The sequence below is a fragment of the Lacinutrix gracilariae genome (assembly GCF_042684485.1).
GTDB classification, from domain to species: domain Bacteria; phylum Bacteroidota; class Bacteroidia; order Flavobacteriales; family Flavobacteriaceae; genus Oceanihabitans; species Oceanihabitans gracilariae.
This window is the reverse complement of the sequence record NZ_JBHULM010000011.1, coordinates 359,058-382,240: the sequence shown is the minus strand read 5'-3', so window position 1 is coordinate 382,240 and position 23,183 is coordinate 359,058. Positions and strand designations below refer to the sequence as shown.

Below are 23,183 nucleotides of genomic sequence, written 5' to 3'. Positions count from 1 at the left end.
AATAAAAAGAAGATACTGAAATTAATTCCGTATAAAATTAGAAATTTAAAATGTTTGATTTAAAAACTTTAGTAAGACCAAATATCTTAGCGTTGCAACCATATTCAAGTGCTAGAGATGAGTTTAAAGGTAGTGAAGGTGTGTTTTTAGATGCTAATGAAAACCCGTTTGGAACACTAAATCGCTATCCAGATTCGTATCACAAAGAATTGAAAGCGGTTTTGTCTAGCAATAAAAATATTCCAGAAGAAAATATATTTACAGGAAATGGAAGTGACGAAATTATAGATTTACTATATCGTGTTTTTTGTAATCCAGGAAAGGATAAAACGCTAACCTTTACGCCTACTTTTGGTATGTATCAAGTAGCTGCAGATGTTAATGATGTCGCGTTAATAAAGCTTCCGTTGCAAGACGATTTTCAAATAAATACAGAAGCTTTAAAACCATATTTAAGCGAAGAAAATTTAAAGCTCATTTTTATCTGTTCGCCTAACAATCCTACAGGAAACTGTTTTCGTGAAAAAGATGTAGAGTATATCTTGAAAACTTTTAAAGGTATTGTGGTTATTGATGAAGCTTATATTGATTTTAGCACTAAAGATTCTTTTGCAAAGTATTTAAAAGTATATCCTAATTTAATTGTTATGCAAACCATGAGTAAGGCTTGGTCTTTAGCAGCAGCTAGAATAGGAATTGCTTTTGCAAGTAAAGAAATTATTCAGTTGCTAAATAATGTAAAAATGCCATATAATATTAGTGTTTTAAATCAACAAGCAGCTGTGGTAGCACTAAAAGATGTCACTACATTTGAAGCTAATAAAAAGCTGATTTTAGAAGAAAAAACAAAGCTAAAACAAGCATTGGAAACATTATCTATTATCAAAAAAATATATCCTTCTGATGCTAATTTTTGGCTGGTAGAAGTAGAAGATGCTAATAGTGTATATGAAAAATTAGTAGCACAAAAAGTAATTACAAGAAATAGAAATAGCTTAGTAAAAAATAGTATTCGAATTACTGTTGGTACTTCAGCTGAAAATGAGAAATTAATAAAGGCTTTAAAAAATATTTAATAATGAAAAAGAAAGTACTTTTTATAGATAGAGATGGCACTTTAGTGATAGAGCCACCAGTAGATTATCAATTAGATAGTTTAGAAAAATTAGAATACTATCCTGGAGTTTTTCAGTGGTTATCTAGAATTGCTCGCGAAATGGATTACGAGTTGGTAATGGTTACTAATCAAGATGGTTTGGGTACAGATTCTTTTCCAGAAGATACCTTTTGGCCAGCACAGAATAAAATTATTCAAGCCTTTGAAAATGAAGGTGTCGTTTTTTCAGAAATACTTATCGATAAAAGTTTTCCTGAAGATAATGCGCCAACTAGAAAACCTAGAACAGGCTTGTTACATAAATATATTCACGGCAATTATGATTTAGAAAATTCATATGTACTTGGTGATAGAGCTACAGATATTGAGCTTGCTAAAAACTTAGGTAGCAAAGGCATTTTTATAAGTGAAGAAAAAAATGATTATGCAACACTAACTACTACATCTTGGCAGGAAATTTATAACTTTCTAAAAGCTATTCCGCGTAAAGCAAAGGTGGTTAGAAAAACCAATGAAACCGATATTCAGGTGGAGGTGAATTTAGATGGTTCTGGGAAGAGTAATATCGCTACAGGTTTAGGTTTCTTTGATCATATGTTAGAGCAAATTTCTAAACACGGAAACATAGATTTAAATATTCAGGTAGATGGCGATTTAGAAATAGATGAACACCATACCATTGAAGATGTAGCGATCACTTTAGGGGAAACATTTATAAAAGCATTAGGAAGCAAAAAAGCAATTGAACGTTATGGCTTTTTATTACCAATGGATGATTGTTTAACGCAAGTAGCTATTGATTTTGGAGGAAGACCTTGGTTGGTTTGGGAAACCGAATTTAAGCGCGAAATGATTGGTGAAATGCCAACCGAAATGTTTATGCATTTCTTTAAATCGTTTAGTGATGCAGCTAAATGTAATTTGAATATTAAATCGGAAGGAGATAATGAACACCACAAAATAGAATCTATTTTTAAAGCTTTTGCAAAAGCGATTAAAATGGCTGTTTCTAAGACGGATAATTTTTCAATTCCAAGTACAAAAGGAAGCTTATGATTGCAATAATAAAATACAATGCAGGTAATATTCGTTCTGTGCAAAATGCTTTAAACCGTTTGGGTTATGAAAGTATTATTACAGATGATAAAACCGAAATATTAAACGCTAGTAAGGTTATTTTTCCTGGTGTAGGTGAAGCGAGTTCTGCAATGCAATATCTAAAGGAAAAAGGTTTAGATGAGGTGATTTTGTCTGTTAAAAAACCAATGCTTGGTATTTGTTTGGGCTTGCAGTTAATGTGTGATTTTTCCGAAGAAGGGAATACTAAATGCTTAGGGATTTTTAATACCCAAGTAAAAAAGTTTCCACCTAAAGAAAAAGTACCACATATTGGTTGGAATAGTTTTGCTGAAGTGAAAGGCGAATTGTTTAAAGATATTAAAGTCGATAATGATATGTATTATGTGCATAGTTATTATGCAGAAGATAATACGCAAAGCATTGCTACCTGCAATTATATTTTGCCATTTGCCACAGCTATGCAACACGATAATTTTTACGCCACACAATTTCATCCAGAAAAATCTGCCGATGTTGGAATGCAATTACTTAAAAACTTTTTAGAATTATGAGAATTATACCAGCAATAGATATTATTGACGGAAAGTGCGTAAGACTCACCAAAGGAGATTACGACACCAAAAAAATATATAATGAAAACCCTTTAGAGGTTGCCAAAGAATTTGAAGCTAATGGTATTCAATATCTGCATTTAGTAGACTTAGATGGCGCAAAATCAAAGCATATTGTAAACCATAAAATTTTAGAAAGTATCGCATCTAAAACCAATTTAAAGGTAGATTTTGGAGGCGGATTAAAATCAGATGACGATTTAAGAATTGCTTTTGAGTCTGGAGCAAACCAAATTACAGGAGGAAGCATTGCTGCTAATAATCCAGAAGTATTTTTAAAGTGGTTAGAAAAATATGGTCCTGAAAAAATTATTCTAGGAGCAGATTGTAATAACCGAAAAATAGCAACAAACGGTTGGCTAGAGGCTTCTAATTTAGATGTTGTAGATTTTATAAAGGATTACGAAACTAAAGGAGTTCAGTATGTTATTTGTACAGATATTGCAAAAGATGGCATGCTTCAAGGAACTTCTAATGATTTATACAAGGAAATTGTTTCCGAGTCTAAAGTGAAGCTGATTGCAAGTGGAGGAGTAGCTTCTGTAAAAGATATAGAACTAGTAAAAGATTTAGGTTGTGAAGGTGCTATTCTTGGAAAAGCTATTTATGAAGGGAATATTTCACTAAAAGAATTACAGAAATTATGCTAAAAAAACGAATCATACCTTGTCTTGATATTAAAGATGGTAGAACTGTAAAAGGTATCAACTTTGTTGGTATTAAAGATGCAGGAGATCCAATTGAATTGGCAAAACAGTACGTTGCTCATGGTGCAGACGAGTTGGTGTTTTTAGATATTACAGCAACGGTTGAAAAACGAAAAACATTAGTAGAATTAGTAACGCATATTGCCGAACAAATTAATATTCCGTTTACAGTTGGTGGCGGAATTAACAGTATTGAAGATGTTTCTAGTGTTATTAAAGCTGGAGCAGATAAGGTGAGTGTAAATTCTTCCGCAGTAAAAAATCCAGAGCTTATTACTCAAATAGCTAATCAATTTGGAAGCCAATGTTGTGTAGTTGCTATTGATACTAAGTTTGTAGATGGCGAATGGATGGTTTTTGTACATGGAGGAAGAACAGCTACGCCATTAAAAACTATGGATTGGGTAAAACAAGTGGAAGCTTTAGGTGCAGGGGAAATTTTATTAACTTCTATGAATAACGATGGTACAAAAGCTGGTTTTGCTCTAGATATTACAGAAGAAGTAAGTAAATCTATTAATATTCCTGTTATTGCATCTGGAGGAGCAGGAACTAAAGAGCATTTTAAAACCTTGTTTGAAACTACACATGCAAGTGCTGGTTTGGCAGCAAGTATTTTTCATTATGGTGAAATACCAATTCCAGAATTAAAACAATATTTATTAAAAGAAAACATAGCAATACGATGGACATAGATTTTTCAAAAGGAGACGGATTAGTTCCTGTAATTATTCAAAATAATAGCACTTTACAAGTCTTGATGTTAGGCTATATGAATGCAGAGGCTTTTCAAAAAACAAAAGAAGAAAATAAGGTTACTTTTTTTAGTAGAAGTAAAAATAGACTTTGGACAAAAGGAGAGGAATCTGGTAACTTTTTAGTAGTTAAAGACATTCAGATAGATTGTGATAACGATACTATTTTAGTAAAAGCAGAACCAAAAGGACCTACCTGTCACACAGGAAGTACTTCTTGTTTTAAGGAAGAAACAGCAAAAGGCTTTGTGTATGAATTACAAAAAACAATAAACGAAAGAATAGATTCTGACGATCAAAACTCGTATACCAATACCTTGTATAAAAGAGGAATAAATAAAGTGGCGCAAAAAGTTGGTGAAGAAGCGGTGGAGTTAGTTATTGAGGCTAAAGATGATGATGCTAATTTGTTTACAAACGAAGCTGCAGACTTAATGTATCACTATTTGATTCTTTTAAAAGCAAAAGGATTTACGCTAGAAGATATTGAAGCTGTTTTAAAAAGCAGACATTAAAAATATTAAAAAAGCACCTTTTTCAAGGTGCTTTTTTGTTGTTGTATTTCTTTGTGAAATTATACTCTTGGTAAATCAAAATCATCTTTTAATGGAAGAAAAGATTCTCCCATTAAATAGGTGTCAATATGATATGCTGCTTGTCTACCTTCTGAAATAGCCCAAACAATTAATGATTGTCCGCGACGCATATCTCCAGCTGCAAATACACCAGGAATATTGGTTTTGTAATCTTTAGTCGATGCTTCTATATTGGTTCTAAAATCCATGTTTAAACCGAACTGTTCTGCTAAGGTTTTTTCAGCTCCTGTAAAACCAAGTGCTAATAAAGCTAGATTGCATTTCCATTCTTTTTCGGTACCTTCAATTTCTTTAAGTTGTGGTCTTTCGCCAGGAGTAAAAATCCATTCTACTTCTACGGTTTTTAATCCAGTTAAGTTTCCTTGTTTGTCTCCTAAAAATTCTTTGGTAGAAATGCTAAAAAAACGTTCTACACCTTCTTGGTGTGATGAGGTTGTTTTTAGCTTCATTGGCCAATAAGGCCAAGGTTGGTTTGCTGGTCTTCCTACAGAAGGTTTACTTAAAATTTCAAAATTGGTAACCGAGTTTGCTCCATGACGATTTGAAGTACCAATACAGTCACTTCCTGTATCACCACCACCAATAACAATAACGTCTTTGTCTTTGGCAGAAATAATATCTTTAAAGTCTGCTAAACCGTCTACGTATTGGTTGTTCTGTTTTAAAAAATCCATGGCTTGTGTCACGCCTTTTACATCTGCTCCAGGAATTGGGATGCTTCTTCTAACGGTTGCTCCACCACATAAAACTACAGCGTCAAAGTCGTTTTTAAGTTTTATTGCATCTACGTTTACACCAACATGAGCATTGGTTTTAAAAGTGATTCCTTCTTCTTCTAAAACAGCAACACGTCTATCAATCACGTGTTTTTCCATTTTAAAATCCGGAATACCATAACGTAATAAGCCACCTACTTTTGCATCGCGTTCAAAAACGGTAACGGTATGTCCTGCACGATTTAATTGTTGTGCAGCTGCTAAACCAGCAGGTCCAGAACCAATTACAGCAACGGTTTTTTCGGTTCTTACTTTTGGAGGATTTGCTTTTATCCAACCTTCTTTAAAAGCTGTTTCTACTATGTTTTTTTCAATATTCTCAATAGTTACTGGGTCTTCGTTAATACCTAAAACACAGGCTTCTTCACAAGGAGCAGGACATAGTCTTCCTGTAAACTCTGGAAAGTTGTTTGTTTTGTGTAATATTTCGGCAGCTTCTTTCCATTTTCCTTTATAGACTTTGTCGTTAAAATCAGGAATTAAATTACCAAGCGGACAACCACTATGGCAAAACGGGATTCCGCAATCCATACAACGTGCACCTTGATTTTTTAAGTGGTCTTCTTTTAACGGAACCGTAAATTCTTTATAATTTTCTATGCGTTTTTCTGGCGCTATATAACTTTCGTTTTCACGCTTAAACTCTAAAAATCCTGTTATCTTTCCCATAATTACGCTAATTCTAATTGTTCTTGTTCTAATCTTAATAAGGCTTGTCTGTATTCTTCTGGCAGTACTTTTTTAAACTTTGGAAGGTAGTTGTTCCAGTCTTTTAGTATTCGCTCAGCCAATGGGCTTCCTGTTGCTTCTAAATGATTTTTAATTAATTCTTTTAATTGCAATTCATCTGCTTCACTAATAATTGGGTCAATGTTTAAGTCGTCTGAATTACTGTTTTGTTTAAAGGTGTTGTCTTGGTCTAGAACATAAGCAATTCCGCCACTCATTCCAGCTCCAAAGTTTCTTCCTACAGCTCCTAGAATTACAGCAACTCCACCAGTCATATATTCACAGCCATGATCACCAATACCTTCTACAACGGCTTTTGCTCCAGAGTTTCTTACGCAAAAACGCTCACCAGCTTTTCCGTTAATATAGACTTCGCCAGAAGTTGCTCCATATAAAGTAACATTTCCTGTAATGATATTGTCTTCAGGAACGATAGTACATTTTTCTGGTACTTTAATTATTAGTTTTCCTCCAGATAGTCCTTTTCCTAAGTAATCATTGGTGTTGCCATGAACGGTGAATTTTAAGCCTTTGGTTGCAAATGCGCCAAAACTTTGTCCTGCAGAGCCATGAAAATCAATATCTATTGTGTCTTCTGGTAGGCCAGTTGCACCATAAATTTTAGAAATTTCATTGCTTACAATAGCACCAACAGCACGATCAATATTGGTAATTGGTAACTCTAAATTTGTTTTTTGTCTTCTAAATAAGGCTTGATGTGCTTGTTTTATAATCTTAAAATCTAAGTGTGTTTCTAGATTGTGGTCTTGTTTTCCTGTGTTGTGTAATTTTACATCCTGTGGCACTTCTACTTTGTGTAAAATAGGAGTTAGGTCAATTCCAGAAGATTTGTAATGTTCAATGGCTTTATTTCTGTTTAGTTTTTGCGATTGACCTACCATTTCATTGATGGTTCTAAAGCCTAATTTAGCCATGATTTCACGTAGTTCTTGTGCTACAAAATACATGTAGTTTACTACGTGTTCTGGTTTTCCTTTAAACTTTTTACGTAGTTCTGGATTTTGTGTTGCTATACCTACAGGACATGTGTTAAGGTGGCATACACGCATCATGATACAACCAGAAGCTACTAATGGAGCTGTTGCAAAACCAAATTCTTCTGCACCTAATAAACAAGCGATGGCAACATCACGTCCTGTTTTTAATTGTCCGTCACACTCTAAAACAATTCGGTTTCTAAGGTCGTTCATTACTAAGGTTTGTTGTGCTTCAGCAATACCTAATTCCCAAGGAAGTCCTGCATGACGTAAGGATGTTAAAGGAGATGCTCCTGTTCCTCCATCAAAACCAGAAACCAATATCACATCTGCTTTTGCTTTAGCAACACCAGCAGCTACAGTACCAACTCCGACTTCTGAAACTAGTTTTACATTAATTCGTGCTTCTCTATTGGCTGATTTTACATCATAAATTAATTGCGATAAATCTTCAATAGAGTAGATGTCGTGATGTGGTGGTGGAGAAATTAATCCTACATAAGGAGTGGAATTTCTTGTTTTAGCAATTTCACGATTCACTTTAGGTCCAGGTAATTGTCCTCCTTCACCAGGTTTTGCACCTTGAGCTATTTTTATTTGTATTTCATTAGCGCTTGTTAAGTAATTAGAGGTAACACCAAATCTACCAGAAGCCACTTGTTTGATTGCTGAGTTTTTCCAGTCTCCTTGAGAGCTTTTGTAAAAACGTTCTTGGTCTTCACCTCCTTCACCAGAATTAGATCTTCCTCCAATTCTATTCATGGCAACAGCTAGATTTTCATGTGCTTCTTTACTAATTGAACCATAAGACATGGCTCCTGTTTTAAAGCGTTTTACTATTTCTGTCCATGGTTCTACTTCTTCTAAAGGAATAGGGTCAAATTGATCAAATTCAAATAAACCTCTAATAGTCATTAAGCTTTTAGATTGATTGTTTACTAGGTCTGAGTATTCCTTGAAAGTAGAGGCTTTATTGGTTCTTACCGATTCTTGAAGTTTGGCAACAGTTAATGGGTTAAACATGTGTTTTTCTTGACCACGTCTCCATCTGTAATCACCACCAATTTCAATGTTAGGTTCTATGTTTTTATGAAAAGCTTTTTTGTGTCTTTTTACAATTTCTTTTTCAATTTCTCTTAAGCCAATACCTTGAATTCGTGTTGGTGTATTTGGAAAATATTTTTCTACGGTTGCTGTTTTTATACCAATACATTCAAATAATTGCGAACCACGATAAGAGTTAAGTGTAGAGATTCCTATTTTGTTCATTACTTTAAGAATTCCTTTTCCTACTGCTTTGTTATAGTTTTTTATGGCAGTTAAATACTCTAAATCTGTAACGTCTTTATTGTTGATTTGTTTTTGTACAATTTCATTAACAATATACGGGTTTACAGCACTTGCGCCATAGCCAAATAATAAAGCAAAATGGTGAACTTCTCTAGGTTCTGCAGATTCTATAATTAAGCTGATTTTAGAACGTTTTCCTAGTTTATGCAGTGCGTGATTAACATAAGAACATGCTAAAAGCGCAGGAATAGGAGCGTGGTTTTCATCTACAAATCTATCCGATAAAATAATAATATTTGCACCATTATCTATTGCTTTTGATGCTTTAGTTACTAAGTTTTCAAGAGCGTTTTCTAGTTCGTTTAATCCTCTGTTTACTTTATATAACATAGAAATAGATTCTACTTTAAAATCAGGATTGGTATCGTAATTTCGTATTTTATCTAAATCGTGTTTTGAGATAACAGGGTTTTGTATTTTTAGTTTTTTACAATGTTCTGCATTAATATCAAATAAGTTTACGTCGCTACCTAAAGTTAAGCTGATATCTGTAATAAGTTCTTCTCGAATTCCGTCTAAAGGCGGATTGGTAACTTGTGCAAATAGTTGCTTAAAGTAGTTGTAAATAAGTTGTGGTTTTTCGGACAAAATGGCGATTGGTGCATCGCTTCCCATAGATCCAATAGGTTCTTTTCCTAATTGTGCCATTGGGCGAATAATAGTATTTAGGTCTTCTTGTGTGTAACCAAATACTACTTCTCGTTTTTTTAACTCAATTTCATCATATTTAATAGGTCCTTTTTTAGCAGAAATGTCTCTTAAATGTACTAAGTTTTCATCTAACCATTTTCTGTAAGGGTGTTTTGATGCAATTTCTTCTTTTATCTCTTCGTCATTAACAATTCTACCTTCGCTCATGTTTACTAAAAACATTTTTCCAGGCTCTAATCTTCCGTGATATTCTACATTTTCGGGTTTAATATCTACAACACCAGTTTCTGAAGACATGATTACATTACCTAGCTTGGTTACTGTATAACGTGAAGGACGTAAACCGTTTCTGTCTAAAACAGCTCCAATAAAATTACCATCTGTAAAAGGTATAGATGCTGGACCATCCCAAGGTTCCATAAGGCAAGAGTTGTATTCGTAAAATGCTTTTTTAGCATCTGACATGTTTGGGTTTTTCTCCCAAGCTTCAGGAACTAACATCATCATTGCTTCAGGAAGAGATCTACCTGTCATTAATAGTAATTCTACCACCATGTCTAAGGTTGCAGAATCTGATTTTCCTCTTAAAATGGTAGGGATTATCTTTTTAATGTCTTCACCAAATAATGGGCTTTTCATGATTTCTTCACGAGAAAACATACGTGATATATTACCTCTTACAGTGTTTATTTCTCCGTTATGGCAAATGTATCTAAATGGTTGTGCTAAATCCCAAGTAGGAAATGTGTTGGTTGAAAAACGTTGGTGTACTAACGCTAATCTAGTGTCTAAAGCAGAGTTGAATAAGTCTAGGTAATATTCATTTATATGTTCAGGCATTAATAGGCCTTTAAAAATGATTATTTTGGTAGACAGACTTGGTAAGTAAAAGAATTTAGCTTCAGATAATTTAGAGTCATATATAGTATGCTCTGCAATTTTTCTAGCAGCAAATAATTTTAAATTAAACTCTCTGTCTGTTTGTTCGTTGTTTGCTTTACCAATAAAAACTTGTTTTACAAAAGGTTCAGTTATTTTGGCAACTTTTCCTAAAACTTCACTATTTACAGGAACGTCTCTCCAACCAATTAATTGAAGTCCTTGATTTTGTATTTCTTTTTCAAAAACATCTATACAATATTGGCGTTGATTTTCTTTTCTAGGAAGAAAAACATTACTAACTGCATATTCGCCAGCTTCTGGTAATTCAAACTCACAAAATATCTTAAAGAATTTATGTGGTATGTCAATTAGTATTCCTGCTCCGTCACCTGTAACACCATCAGAGCTTACAGCTCCACGATGCTCTAATTTAACTAGAATTTCTAGCGCTTTATGTATGATGTCGTTAGATCTTTTTCCTGTTAAACTACATATAAATCCAGCACCACAATTATCGTGTTCAAATTCTGGTAAATAAAGTCCTTGTTTCTTTAGCATAATATGAGAAATTTATAGGTTTTAATAACCTTAATATAGCCCTAAGATACATGGTAAAATATGAATTAAAAAAAAGGGGAAACACTTTTCACATATCGATAGTATACTTAAAATTGAATGAAAAATAAGCAAAAAAACGAGTGAAAACTAATAAATAAGCAATGAAAAATATTTAATCAAACGGTAGTATTATTGCGAAAACGTTTTCGTTAATGCTAAATGATTGCATTTTTCTTATTGAATCATAAGTATTTGTGTTAATATGAATATTTGGCGAATGTGAATATTTTAATAAAACATGATAATATTTATTATACCCCATAAAAAACAGGGGTTAAAATAAAATAATCATAAAAATAACATTTTCACCCCCTAATATTTAGGGGTTAACTTCTTTTTAGTATAGATTTGGAGTTCTATTAACAACTAAATTTATAAACTTATGAAAAGATTTTTATTATCTGCAATGGTGCTAACCACATCATTTGTGTCTGCACAAGAAGTTACAGAAACAGAAACAGAAACAAAAGAGAAAAAGTTTTCTTTTGAAGGTAGTGTTGATGCGTATTATCAAACAAACCTAACATCTAGTGATAAAGCTATTTTTGGAGATGATGGAGATTCGTTTCAGTCTTTTGGTACTTCTTTTGCTGATGAAACAGGTTTTGCATTAGGTATGGCTAATATTATTGCAAAATATGAAGGAGAAAAAACAGGTGTAGTTGCAGATTTAGTTTTTGGGCCTAGAGGTGATGCTGCTATTGGTGGTTATAATATAAACCAATTGTATGCTTATTGGAATGTTACCGAAAGTACAACTTTAACTTTAGGGCGTTTTAATACTTATTTGGGTTATGAAGTAATTTCTCCAACAGGAAATTTTAACTACAGTACTTCTTATTTATTTTCTAGTGGACCGTTTTCTCATGTTGGTTTAAAAGCTGATTTTGCTTTATCTGATGATTTTAGTTTAATGGTTGCAGTGATGAATCCAACAGATGTAAATAATAATTATATAGGTGGTTACGCTTTAGGAGCGCAATTAGGATATTCTGGACAGTTTTTAAATTTCTATTATGACGATAAAGAGGTTTTAGGATTTGAAATAGATTATACAGGAGGATTTGATCTTTCCGATTCGTTTTTCTTAGGACTTAACGCTGCTTATGCAGATAATGATGGTGAAGGATTTATGGGGGCAGCTATCTATCCGCAATATGCTGCTACAGATAGTTTTTCTATTGGTTTAAGAGGAGAGTATTTTGATTGGTTAAGTGATGCAGATACTGCTGTAGATGATTTAGATGTTATGGCTCTTACTTTAACTGGAAGCTATACTTATGAAAGCTTAACCATAAAACCAGAATTACGATTAGATAGTAATGCAGAAGAAGTTTATTTAGACAGTGACTTAGAAAGTACTAAAAGCTTTGCGGCTTTTACAGTAGCTGCAATCTATCAGTTTTAAGTAAAAAATAACTAACAATTAAATAATAACAACAAATAATTATTATGGAAAATTTTTTAACAATTTTACCAAATTTAATAGCTGTACAGGAAGTTACTGCAGCTACTACAAAAGATATTGAAGAAGTAGTGTCTGCTGTTAATGCAGATATGGGAATGCTATGGATGCTGATTTCAGGGATTTTAGTATTCTTTATGCAAGCTGGTTTTACCTTAGTAGAAACAGGAATGACACGTTCTAAAAATGCTGCCAATATAGCCATGAAAAATCTGTTAGATATTTGTGTTGGTTCTCTAACCTATTGGTTAGTGGGTTACTCATTAATGTATGGAGATACTTCTAATGGATGGTTTTTCTGGAGTGGTTTAATGCAAGGAGAAGGAGCAGATTTATTCTTTCAAACCATGTTTGCTGCAACTGCTGCAACTATAGTTTCTGGAGCTATTGCAGGAAGAACTAAATATTCTACCTATGCTATATTCTCTATATTAATGACAGCTTTAATCTATCCAATAGCAGGAGGATGGCAATGGCAAGGTTCTGGTTGGTTAACCGAATTAGGATTTATTGATTTTGCAGGTTCTTCTATTGTGCACTCTGTTGGTGGTTGGGCTGCGCTAGTTGCTGCTTTTATGGTAGGACCAAGAATAGGAAAATATGTAGATGGAAAAGTAAACCCAATTCCAGGACACAATCAAATTCTTGCAACCTTAGGGGTTTTTATCTTATGGTTAGGATGGTTTGGTTTTAATGGTGGATCACAACTTGCTTGGGGAGGAGCAGATTCTATTGCTGCTTCAACAGTAGTTTTAATAACCAACTTAGCAGCAGCAGCTGGTGGTTTAGGTGCATTAGTTACTACTTGGATCTGGTATGGTAAACCAAATTTACCACAAACTTTAAATGGTGCATTAGCAGGATTAGTTAGTATTACTGCTGGTTGCGGAAATATGTCTGCAATAGGAGCTGTTTTTGCAGGACTAATTGGAGGTGTTATTGTGGTGTTTTCTATAGAAATTATTGAGAAAAAACTTAAAATTGACGATGCTATTGGTGCAGCTTCTGTACATGGTGTAGCTGGTGCTTGGGGAACTTTAGTGATAGGACTTTGGGGAATAGATGGAGATACAGGTATTGGTTTATTTAATGGAGGAGGCTTTGGTCAACTAGGTACGCAAGCAATAGGTGTTGTAGCTTATGCTGTTTGGTCTATTGTATTGTCTTATGTAATATTAAAAGTGTTAAAGTCTACAATGGGACTTCGTGTTACTGAAGAAGAAGAGATGATTGGTCTTGATTTATCAGAACATGGTGAAATTGCTTACCCAGGAAAAAGACAAAGAAGTTAAAATATTGTTTGTTGAGTTTTAATAGTCCTAGAGCTATTTCTAGGGCTATTATTCTTTTCTATTCAAGTAAAAAAAATGCAATGAAAAAAGTAGAAACCATTATAAGAAAGTCAAAATTTTCAGAGGTTAAAAAAGCACTTCATGAAGTAGGTGTAGATTTCTTTTCTTATTGGGATGTTTCAGGAGTAGGTGTTGAAAAAGTAGATAATGATATTTTAAACAACGGAACTGTAACTATTAGTGATATTGAAAGATGTTTTTTGTCTATAATAGTAAATGATGATTTTGAAGAAGTAACTATCAAAGCTATTCTTGAGTCTGCATCTTCTGGAGAAATTGGTGATGGTATATTAATTGTTTCATCTATAGATGAAGTTTATAGAATTAGAACAGGAGATAAAGGATCTAATGTTTTAAGATAAAAAGAATAAAAAAAAAGTATTTAAAATAAAGAAGAAATAAAGATTTTAATGTTCTTGATTTTTGGACGTCTATCCAGTTATTAGTTAAAAGGAACATTAATTAGTTAGTTTAATTGTTTGTTTGTAAAAACCTCGAAATGTAATGTTTCGAGGTTTTTTATTTAAGACTAACAATAAAATGATAGGCTAGGCAGAATTACGGCTTGCGTTTATATTACCAAATAAAGAACGTGTTACTATTTTTTCAAATATTTTTATTTGTTCTTCATCTCTAACCTCTGCTTTTTCTAATTCTTGAATTTTCTTTAAAGCAAACTGTTGTATGGTAAGTAATGGTAATACAATAGACTCTCTAACTGCAATAGATGCTTTACCTGCTGGTTCTTCTTGCATCAATTCTTTATATCCAGTTAGTTTAAGTATAAGGTGCTTTGTAGTTTCATACTCGTCATAAATAACCTTCCAGAATGCTCCATACTCAGGGTCTTCAGACATGTATTTTGTTAAATCAAAAAAGGATTTAGATAAAGACATCATACTGTTTTCTATTAGTGTTTTAAAGAAGTCTGATGTTTTAAACAAGTGTTGTACTTTGTCAAATTCACCTGCATCTTCATATTTCTTTAAAGCAGTACCAACACCAAAAAATCCTGGAACATTTTGTTTTAATTGACTCCATGAACCTACAAAAGGTATGGCTCTTAAATCTTCAAAAACTAAGCCTTCTGCTTTTCCTCTTTTAGAAGGACGACTACCAATATTTGTTTTTGCATAATATTTTAAAGTACTCATATGCTCTAAATACGAAATGAATTTAGGATGCGCTTTAAATTTTACATAAGCTTCATAGCTTAAGTTGGCAATGTCATTCATTACCTCTCTGTTTGTAGGAACCATGCTTAAGTCTGTTGCACTAAAGCTGTTATGAATTCCCGAGGTAATAAGCTGTTCTAGGTTGTATTGTGAAGATTCAAGTGTTCCAAAATTAGAACTAATAGTTTGTCCTTGTATGGTTAACTGTACTTCTTTGTCTTCAATAGTTGGACCAAGAGAAGCATAGAAATTATGCGTTTTTCCTCCTCCACGAGCAGGTGGTCCTCCACGACCATCAAAGAAAATAGCAGTAACATCGTATTTTCTTGAAATAGCGGTTAGGTTTTCTTTGGCTTTGTAAATTGCCCAGTTTGCCATTAAATAGCCACCATCTTTTGTACCATCACTAAAACCAAGCATGATAGTTTGCTTGTTTCCTCTAGCTTTTAAATGTGCAGCATATTCTGGGTTTGTATATAAAGCTTCCATAACTGCAGGTGCATTTTCTAAATCTGTAATGGTTTCAAAAAGTGGACCTATATCTACAGTTAGCTCGTCTTGAAAAGCAACCAGTTTTAGCATAGCAAACAGTTGCATGACGTTTAATGTAGTTTGGTTATTGCTTATAATATATCTGTTTGCAGCCTTTTCACCATTAGATTCTTGAATGGTTTTAATGGCTTTCATGGTATTTAAAGCTTTTAAGGTTTCTTCGTCTTTTATTAAAGAAAGATCGATGCTTCCTTTTACTTTAGATAGAATTTGTATTTGTTCTTCTTCTGATAGTTCATGATAGTTTTTAGGAAAAATATCGCTTCCGTTTTCTATTAAAGCATTAACCATATCATTAAAAAATTGGTCGTGCTTTCTACTATCTTGTCTAATGTCTAAATTAGCAAAATGAAATCCGAATAAGTGTACTTTATTAATCAAGCTATTCACTTCCTCAATATAAAGAGATTGGTGCTTGTCAATAATAAGCTGTTTTATTTCTTTTAATTCTGATGTAAAACTAGCAACAGTTAAACTAGATTTTTTATTGGTGATTATTTTATATAGTTCTGTTTCTAAAAAAACAATTCTTTCTTCTACACCTTGAAAAGTTAATTTTCTTCTTAGTTTTCTAGTGTCTCTATAGTAGTTTTTTATAACAGTGTCTTGCAGTCTTTTGGCAACGTTAAGTGTTGTTTCTGGTGTTACAAAAGGGTTTCCGTCTCTGTCTCCTCCAGGCCAAAAGCCAATATTTATAATATCGTTATCTATTTGTTTACCTTCAAATATATTTTGTTGAATATAGTCGTAAATGCTTCCAAAGGATTTATAAAATACGTTTTCTAAATACCAAATTAAACTTACAGCTTCGTCATAAGGAGTAGGTTTTTTGTGTTTAAAGAAAGGTGTTTTTCCTAATTGAGCTAATAAATCATTAATGCGAAGCAGGTCGTTTTCTTTAACAGCTTCGGTTAAATCTGTAATAATTCCTAAAACAGAACCAGGATAAAACTGTGTTGGGTGTGCAGTTAAAACAATTCTTACTTTAAATTCTTCTAGATATTTTTGAAGCGTTTCTATTTTATCTTCGGCAGAAGCAGTTTCTTTTAAACTTCTTAAAGTACCAATTCCGTCCATGTTATTTACTACAGGAAAAGCTGCATCTTCAATAGCATCAAATAAAACTACTTGTCTTTCTATGTATTGAATAAAACGAAACAATAAATCGATTTGGCTTTTTTTAGAGCGTCTAGCTTGGTACTTTTTAAAAAAAGTATTTACTATGGTTGTTGGGTCGTCTCCATTAGCAAAACCATTTTTGCATGTTTCGTGAAATAAAGGCAATAAAACTCCTGTTTTTGTAATAGAATCAAAAGGTAAAGTCATGAATATACTATTGTATATCTGATATTTTGATAGTACGTTTTGATTAAATCTTGTGAGTTTTGGTTGTGTTGCCATATAGTTATATTATTGTAGATTGTCCTAAGTGAATGTTAGAAAAGTTAAGGTTAGAATCGTTAGGGTTAGAAATGTAATCTGCTATAAAATCACCAACCTTAGATGTAGATACAGTATGTTCTGTGTTTAAGTCTGGAGTGGTAATGTTTAGTAGTAAAGATTTTTCTACAGCTTTACGTATTACAGCAGCTTCTTCTGTTAAGTCAAAATGATCTAGTAGCATAGCTGCAGATAATATAGAGGCAATAGGGTTAGCAATACCTTTTCCTGTTGCTTGCGGATACGAGCCATGAATAGGTTCAAACATAGCATATTTGTCTCCAACAGAAGCCGAAGCTAATAAGCCTATAGAGCCACCAATTACACTAGCTTCATCACTGATAATGTCTCCAAACATATTTTCGGTTAAAATAACATCAAATTGATTTGGATTTAAAATCATTTGCATGGCAGCATTATCTACAAATAAGAAGTCTAATGTAACTTCAGGATAATCTTTTGCAATTTCAGTAACTACCTTACGCCAAAGTCTAGAACTTTCTAAAACATTAGCCTTGTCTACTAAAGTTACTTTGTTTTTTCTGGTTTGCGCAGCTTTAAAAGCTAAATGTGCAATGCGTTCAATTTCTGTTTTTGTATATAAACATAAGTCAGAAGCTGTGTTGCCATCTTCACTTAAAAATTTTTCGCCAAAATAAATACCTCCAGTTAATTCTCTATAAATACTAATATCTGTGCCTTGAATAATATCCTTTTTTAAAGGAGATTTTTCAATTAAAGTATCATACGCCTTTACAGGTCTAATATTTGCAAAAAGGCCTAAAGACTTACGTAAACGCAATAAACCTTGTTCTGGTCGTACTTTTGCATCTGGATTGTTGTCGTATTTTGGGTCGCCAATAGCGCCAAATAAAATAGCGTCTGTAGCTTCACAAACGTCTAATGTTTCTTCTGGTAATGGGTTTCCTGTTTCATCAATTGCAATTGCGCCAACAGGAGCATGCGTAAAAGAAAACGAATGATCAAATTCTAAAGCAATTGCTTGTAAAGCCTTTATTGCCTGCTTTGTCACTTCTGGGCCAATACCATCTCCTGGTAAAACTGCTATATTTAATTTCATAATATTTCCAGCGAAAACAAGATTTTCATCCTGCTGTCATTTATTAGTTTATAATTTTTTTAAGTTGGGCGTTTCTTTTTGCTTATACCTATTCGTTTTTATACAAACTTTCAGGCTTGCAAAAAGTCGCGCTTTCACTACTCGCTCTCTTTGAGGAGCTCAAACAAACCGTTCAATCGCTAACGCGTGTACTAGCTATTAGCGTTTTCAAAAGCTTCAATTGCTGCTTTTTTGCTTAGTAAATAGTCAATATCATCATAACCATTTATCATGCACGTTTTTTTATAAGCATCAATTTCAAAAGTTTCAGATAGATTGGTGTTATCTACAGAAATGGTTTGCGCTTCTAAATTAACAGTTATTTTTGTTTCTGGGTAATTTTCAATCGTATTTAATAGTTCTTTTAAAAAATCTGCCGAAACTTGTACTGGTAATAAACCGTTATTTAGTGCATTACCTTTAAAAATATCTGCAAAAAAACTAGACACCACCACTTTAAATCCGTAACCTGTTAAAGCCCATGCTGCGTGTTCTCTACTAGAACCACATCCAAAATTATCTCCAGCAACAAGAATAGTGCCAGAATAATCAGGATTATTTAATGCAAATGCTGTATTTACCGATCCGTCTTTATGGTATCTCCAATCTCTAAAAACATTGTCTCCAAACCCTTTTTTGTCTGTCGCTTTTAAAAAACGCGCAGGAATAATTTGGTCGGTATCTACGTTTTCTATTTGTAACGGAATTGCTCTTGAGTTTAATGTTGTAAATTTTTCCATCTCAACTTCCTACAAAAGGCAGGAATCTCTTTTTAATTGTTGGGTCGAGCGCAGTCGATACCTAACTATATTGTTTATTATTATGTGACCTCTCGACTGCGCTCCAGGTGACACTTGATTTTTTAAATTAATTCTAACTCCTTAATTTCTTTAGTGACATCTACTATTTTTCCTGCAACAGCTGTAGCTGCAGCAACTAATGGGCTAGCAAGAATGGTTCTTGAACCTTGACCTTGTCGTCCTTCAAAATTTCTGTTAGAAGTAGATACGCAATATTCGCCTTGCGGAATTTTATCATCATTCATTGCTAAACACGCAGAACAACCTGGTTGTCTTAATGTAAAACCTGCTGCTTCAAAAATATCTTTTAAGCCTTCTTCAATAATTTGTGTTTCTACTTGTTTACTTCCAGGAACCAACCAAGCTGTAACATTACTTGCTTTTTGTTTTCCTTTTATAAAGTTTGCAGCAATTCTAAAATCTTCAATTCTTGAATTTGTACAGCTACCAATAAACACATAATTAATAGGTTTGTTTATTAGGCTTTCTCCTGCTTTAAAATTCATGTATGCTAAAGACTTTTTAAAAGACGCGTTAGACTCTACAGGAATGTTTTCGGTAATTTTAATTCCCATTCCAGGATTAGTACCATAGGTAATCATTGGTTCTATATCTTCGGCATCAAAAAAGTATTCTTTATCAAAAGTAGCACCTTCATCTGTTGGTAAGGTTTTCCAATAAGCTACTTTTTTATCAAAATCTTCGCCTTTAGGAGCAAATTCTCTTCCTTTTACATAATCAAAAGTAGTTTGGTCTGGTGCAATCATTCCTCCTCGAGCTCCCATTTCAATACTCATATTGCAAACAGTCATTCTTCCTTCCATGCTCATTTCTTCAAAAACATTTCCTGCATATTCGCAAAAATATCCTGTTCCAGAATTGGTGCCTAGTTTAGAGATAATATAAAGAATAACATCTTTTGGTAATACGCCATTTTTTAGTTTACCATTAACAGATACTCGTAAGCTTTTTGGTTTTGTAAGTAGCAAGCATTGGCTAGCAAATACTTGTGCTACTTGACTAGTACCTATACCAAATGCAATGGTACCAAAAGCACCATGAGTAGAGGTGTGGCTGTCACCACAAACCATGGTCATTCCTGGTTGTGTAAAACCTAACTCTGGAGCCATTACATGAACAATACCATTGTATTTATGACCTAGTTGGTATAAGGTAATATTGTTTTTTTTACAATTAACAGATAGTTGCTCTAGTTGTTTTTTAGAGAGTTCATCTTTAATAGGTTGATCTTGATTTTGTGTTGGTGTATTGTGGTCTGCTGTAGCCACAATTTGCTGAGGTCTAAAAATAGGAATTCCGCGATCTTCTAATTCATTAAAAGCTTGCGGACTTGTTACCTCGTGTATTAAATGTTTGTCTATATAAAGTACCTGTGGACCATCTTCTATAGTGTCTACCACATGTGCATCCCAGACTTTATCAAATAGTGTCTTTTTCATTTATGCGGAAATTATTTGTTGGTAGATGTTACTTGTTTCAATAATTTGATGAATATCATTATCATTAATTTCTTTCTTTTTATCTGCAAAAGTTAAAAAGCTAGCGTAAATTTCATCTAATTGAAGTTTGGTTAGCTCATAACCTACATTTTTTGCTCGGTATGCTAAAGCAGCTCTACCGCTTCTTGCGGTTAGTACAATAGCAGATTCTGTTACACCAACATCTTTAGGGTCTATAATTTCGTAAGTTTCACGATTTTTAATAACGCCATCTTGGTGTATTCCAGAGCTATGTGCAAAAGCATTTGCGCCTACAATAGCTTTGTTAGGTTGGGTGTAAATTCCCATGCTATCAGATACCAATTGGCTTATTCCGTATAGCATTTGTGTGTTAATATTTGTGTCTAAATTTAAGTAAGGATGTTGTTTTAAAACCATGACAACCTCTTCTAAAGCGGTGTTTCCTGCACGTTCGCCAATACCATTTATGGTACATTCAATTTGGCGAGCACCATTAATTACACCTTCAATAGAGTTAGCGGTTGCTAAACCTAAATCATTATGGCAATGGCAAGATAAAATCGCTTTTTCTATGCCTTTTACATTTTCTTTTAGGTATTTAATTTTTGCACCATATTCACTTGGTAAGCAATATCCTGTAGTGTCTGGAATATTTAAAACCGTTGCACCAGCTTTTATAGCAGCTTCACAAACTCTTGCTAAATATTCATTGTCTGTTCTTCCTGCGTCTTCTGCATAAAACTCTACATCTTCAACAAAAGATTTGGCGTATTTTACGGCTTCATAAGCACGTTTAATTATCGCTTCTTTATTCGATTTGAATTTATGAAGAATGTGCGAGTCTGATGTGCCAATTCCTGTGTGTATTCTAGCTTTTTTAGCCTTTTTTAACGCTTGGGCAGCAACTTTTATATCGTTTTCTACGGCTCTGGTTAAACCACAAACAGTAGCGTTTTTTACGATTTTAGAAATTTCTTCTACAGATTTAAAGTCGCCTGGACTAGAGACGGGAAATCCGGATTCTATAACATCCACTCCAAGTTGATCTAGCTGTTTTGCAATGATAACCTTTTGCTCTGTGTTCAGTTTGCAACCAGGAACTTGCTCTCCATCTCGAAGCGTTGTATCAAAGATTTGTATATTGTTACTTGACATTTATCAAAAAATATTTTTGTATTGTATAACGAATTTATATTTTGATTAGGTATTATTATTTGATTTTGAGTTACTTTTACGATGTTCAAAAGCATAAACATAATTTAAAGTATTGATAATCAAGAAGTTAAATTAATATTCTATTGATAACTAAAGAACAAAAAGATAATTTATTTCTGTTAGTTAAGTCTTTAACTAAATCTGAAAAAAGACAATTTAAATTGTATGTAGGCAGACTTGGGGTAAACTCAGATTCTAAATTTTTAAAACTTTTTAATCTTTTAGATAAGGCTCAAGTGTATGATGAAACTGCAATATTAAAAAGTGGCATTGTTAAAAAACAACAAATAGCCAATGTTAAAGCACATTTGTACAAGCAGATTTTAGTAAGTTTAAAACTAAACCCTTCACACCAAAATATACGTTCTCAAATTAGAGAGCAATTAGATTTTGCTTCTATTTTATACCATAAGGGCTTGTATAAACAAAGTTTGAAAATACTAGATAAAGCAAAAGAACTGGCTATTGTAAATGAAGAAAAAAATGCTGCTTTTGAAATTATAGAACTTGAAAAAGTAATAGAATCACAATACATAACAAGAAGTATTAGTACACGTGCAGATGAGCTGGCAACACAGGCAAAAGAAATTAGTGCCTTAAATTTAATTGCAAGTAAATTATCTAATCTATCGTTACAGCTTTACAGTATTATTTTAAAAACTGGTTATGTTAAAAATGAAGAGGAAAGCCGTTTAGTAACCGAATATTTTAATAAAAGAATTCCTAAATTTGATTTAACAAAAACAGGCTTTCGTGAAAAATTATGGTTTTATAAAGCGCATTTATGGTATAGTTTTTTACTACAAGATTTTTTAAATTGTTATAAATATGCATCAAAGTGGGTAGATTTATTTTATCAAAATCCTAGTATGATAAATTTAAATCCCGTTTTTTTCTTAAAAGGAAATAACTACCTGTTAGAGGCTATTTATTTTATTAGAAATAAGCCAAAGTTTATTGAAAAATTAAACGAGTTTAAAGTTACAGTTGCTAGTGATGGTTTTCCTAAAGATGAAAACGTTGCCAGCTTGGTTTTTTTGTATACCAACTTTCATAATATAAATCAATATTTTATTGATGGTAGTTTTAGTGAAGGTTTAGCGCTTATTCCTCAGATTGAAAAAGAATTAATTCCGTATAGTAATAAAATTGATGCACACCATAAAATGGTTTTTTATTACAAATTTGCTAGTATGCATTTTGGAGCAGGAAACAATAAAGAATGCATTAAATATTTAGATAAAATTATTTCTAATAAAACGCTTTCTATGCGTGAAGATTTACTGTGTTTTTCTAGAGTTTTAAACCTGGTTGCGCATTATGAGGCAGGTTTAGATTATCATTTAGAAACCTTACTGCGTAGTACTTATAAGTTTTTAATTAAAATGAATGAGCTTCATGAGGTGCAAAAAGAAATGATAAAATTTATTAGAGGTTTGCAAGATATTTATCCGCAAGATCTTAAAAAGGAATTTAAAAAACTGTTGGTGGTTTTAAAACAATATGAAGATCATCCTTATGAGCGTCGTGCGTTTTTATATTTAGATATTATTTCTTGGCTAGAAAGTAAAATTGAAAATAAGCCTGTAGGTCAGATTATTAAAGACAAGTACTTAGCAGAGCACACCTAGTTTTTAGCCTTCCTCAAAAAAAAGAATGAAAAAAAAAGCTTAAAAAATTTGGATATTAAATTTTTGTAATGCAATATTTGTG

At 32.9% G+C, this 23,183-nt stretch carries 17 protein-coding genes; 10 read left to right on the top strand and 7 right to left on the bottom strand.

What is annotated here, in order from left to right:
• Nucleotides 1-50 precede the first annotated feature (50 nt).
• The 6 genes from hisC to hisIE are packed head-to-tail and all read left to right on the top strand — an operon-like array spanning nt 51 to nt 4,785.
• Entirely contained in the window at nt 51-1,076 is a 1,026-nt protein-coding gene (hisC, locus tag ACFSSB_RS08850) for a histidinol-phosphate transaminase (protein ID WP_379903300.1), read from the top strand.
• A gap of 2 nt (nt 1,077-1,078) precedes the next feature.
• Complete coding sequence (hisB, locus tag ACFSSB_RS08845; RefSeq protein WP_379903298.1) at nt 1,079-2,173, top strand: bifunctional histidinol-phosphatase/imidazoleglycerol-phosphate dehydratase HisB; 1,095 nt, start codon at nt 1,079-1,081, stop codon at nt 2,171-2,173.
• Nucleotides 2,170-2,748 (top strand): imidazole glycerol phosphate synthase subunit HisH, encoded by a 579-nt coding sequence (gene hisH, locus ACFSSB_RS08840; RefSeq protein WP_379903296.1) that lies wholly within the window; start codon nt 2,170-2,172, stop codon nt 2,746-2,748. The genes hisB and hisH overlap by 4 nt, the downstream gene beginning before the upstream one ends.
• Nucleotides 2,745-3,458: a 1-(5-phosphoribosyl)-5-[(5-phosphoribosylamino)methylideneamino]imidazole-4-carboxamide isomerase gene (gene hisA, locus ACFSSB_RS08835; protein WP_379903294.1), complete on the top strand. Its 714-nt coding sequence runs from the start codon at nt 2,745-2,747 to the stop codon at nt 3,456-3,458. The genes hisH and hisA overlap by 4 nt, the downstream gene beginning before the upstream one ends.
• Nucleotides 3,452-4,210, top strand: coding sequence for an imidazole glycerol phosphate synthase subunit HisF (gene hisF / locus ACFSSB_RS08830; RefSeq protein WP_379903292.1), 759 nt, complete (start codon nt 3,452-3,454; stop codon nt 4,208-4,210). Before hisA ends, hisF begins: the two co-directional genes overlap by 7 nt.
• On the top strand, nt 4,201-4,785 hold the full coding sequence (gene hisIE, locus ACFSSB_RS08825; RefSeq protein WP_379903290.1) for a bifunctional phosphoribosyl-AMP cyclohydrolase/phosphoribosyl-ATP diphosphatase HisIE: 585 nt from the start codon (nt 4,201-4,203) through the stop codon (nt 4,783-4,785). Before hisF ends, hisIE begins: the two co-directional genes overlap by 10 nt.
• 59 nt (nt 4,786-4,844) lie before the next feature.
• Here hisIE and ACFSSB_RS08820 read toward each other — a convergent pair whose 3' ends face one another.
• Both ACFSSB_RS08820 and gltB read right to left on the bottom strand, forming a co-directional pair.
• On the bottom strand, nt 4,845-6,311 hold the full coding sequence (locus ACFSSB_RS08820) for a glutamate synthase subunit beta (protein ID WP_379903288.1): 1,467 nt from the start codon (nt 6,309-6,311) through the stop codon (nt 4,845-4,847).
• Between the two features lie 2 nt (nt 6,312-6,313).
• Entirely contained in the window at nt 6,314-10,810 is a 4,497-nt protein-coding gene (gltB, locus tag ACFSSB_RS08815) for a glutamate synthase large subunit (RefSeq protein ID WP_379903285.1), read from the bottom strand.
• Between the two features lie 442 nt (nt 10,811-11,252).
• On the opposite strand from gltB, the gene ACFSSB_RS08810 reads away from it, so the two are divergent.
• From ACFSSB_RS08810 to ACFSSB_RS08800, 3 genes are all read left to right on the top strand, one after another.
• Entirely contained in the window at nt 11,253-12,278 is a 1,026-nt protein-coding gene (locus ACFSSB_RS08810; RefSeq protein ID WP_379903283.1) for an outer membrane beta-barrel protein, read from the top strand.
• Between the two features lie 44 nt (nt 12,279-12,322).
• A complete protein-coding gene (locus ACFSSB_RS08805) occupies nt 12,323-13,627 on the top strand; it encodes an ammonium transporter (protein ID WP_379903281.1) in 1,305 nt (434 codons plus the stop codon).
• 80 nt (nt 13,628-13,707) lie between these two features.
• Nucleotides 13,708-14,049, top strand: a complete 342-nt coding sequence (locus ACFSSB_RS08800; RefSeq protein WP_379903279.1) for a P-II family nitrogen regulator — start codon at nt 13,708-13,710, stop codon at nt 14,047-14,049.
• A gap of 186 nt (nt 14,050-14,235) precedes the next feature.
• Here the strand turns inward: ACFSSB_RS08800 and ACFSSB_RS08795 are convergent, their stop codons facing one another.
• The 5 genes from ACFSSB_RS08795 to ACFSSB_RS08775 all read right to left on the bottom strand — a co-directional run bounded on the left by ACFSSB_RS08795 (nt 14,236) and on the right by ACFSSB_RS08775 (nt 21,410).
• Nucleotides 14,236-16,815: a phosphoenolpyruvate carboxylase gene (locus ACFSSB_RS08795; protein ID WP_379903277.1), complete on the bottom strand. Its 2,580-nt coding sequence runs from the start codon at nt 16,813-16,815 to the stop codon at nt 14,236-14,238.
• 4 nt (nt 16,816-16,819) lie between these two features.
• The gene (gene leuB, locus ACFSSB_RS08790; protein WP_379903275.1) at nt 16,820-17,935 is read right to left on the bottom strand and encodes a 3-isopropylmalate dehydrogenase; all 1,116 of its coding nucleotides are present in this window, start codon (nt 17,933-17,935) and stop codon (nt 16,820-16,822) included.
• Between the two features lie 191 nt (nt 17,936-18,126).
• On the bottom strand, nt 18,127-18,714 hold the full coding sequence (gene leuD, locus ACFSSB_RS08785; protein WP_379903273.1) for a 3-isopropylmalate dehydratase small subunit: 588 nt from the start codon (nt 18,712-18,714) through the stop codon (nt 18,127-18,129).
• A 122-nt stretch (nt 18,715-18,836) separates the two neighbouring features.
• Nucleotides 18,837-20,234, bottom strand: a complete 1,398-nt coding sequence (gene leuC / locus ACFSSB_RS08780; RefSeq protein ID WP_379903271.1) for a 3-isopropylmalate dehydratase large subunit — start codon at nt 20,232-20,234, stop codon at nt 18,837-18,839.
• A complete protein-coding gene (locus ACFSSB_RS08775; protein ID WP_379903269.1) occupies nt 20,235-21,410 on the bottom strand; it encodes a 2-isopropylmalate synthase in 1,176 nt (391 codons plus the stop codon).
• A 146-nt stretch (nt 21,411-21,556) separates the two neighbouring features.
• On the opposite strand from ACFSSB_RS08775, the gene ACFSSB_RS08770 reads away from it, so the two are divergent.
• Nucleotides 21,557-23,101, top strand: coding sequence for a hypothetical protein (locus ACFSSB_RS08770; RefSeq protein WP_379905669.1), 1,545 nt, complete (start codon nt 21,557-21,559; stop codon nt 23,099-23,101).
• Nucleotides 23,102-23,183: the final 82 nt, after the last annotated feature.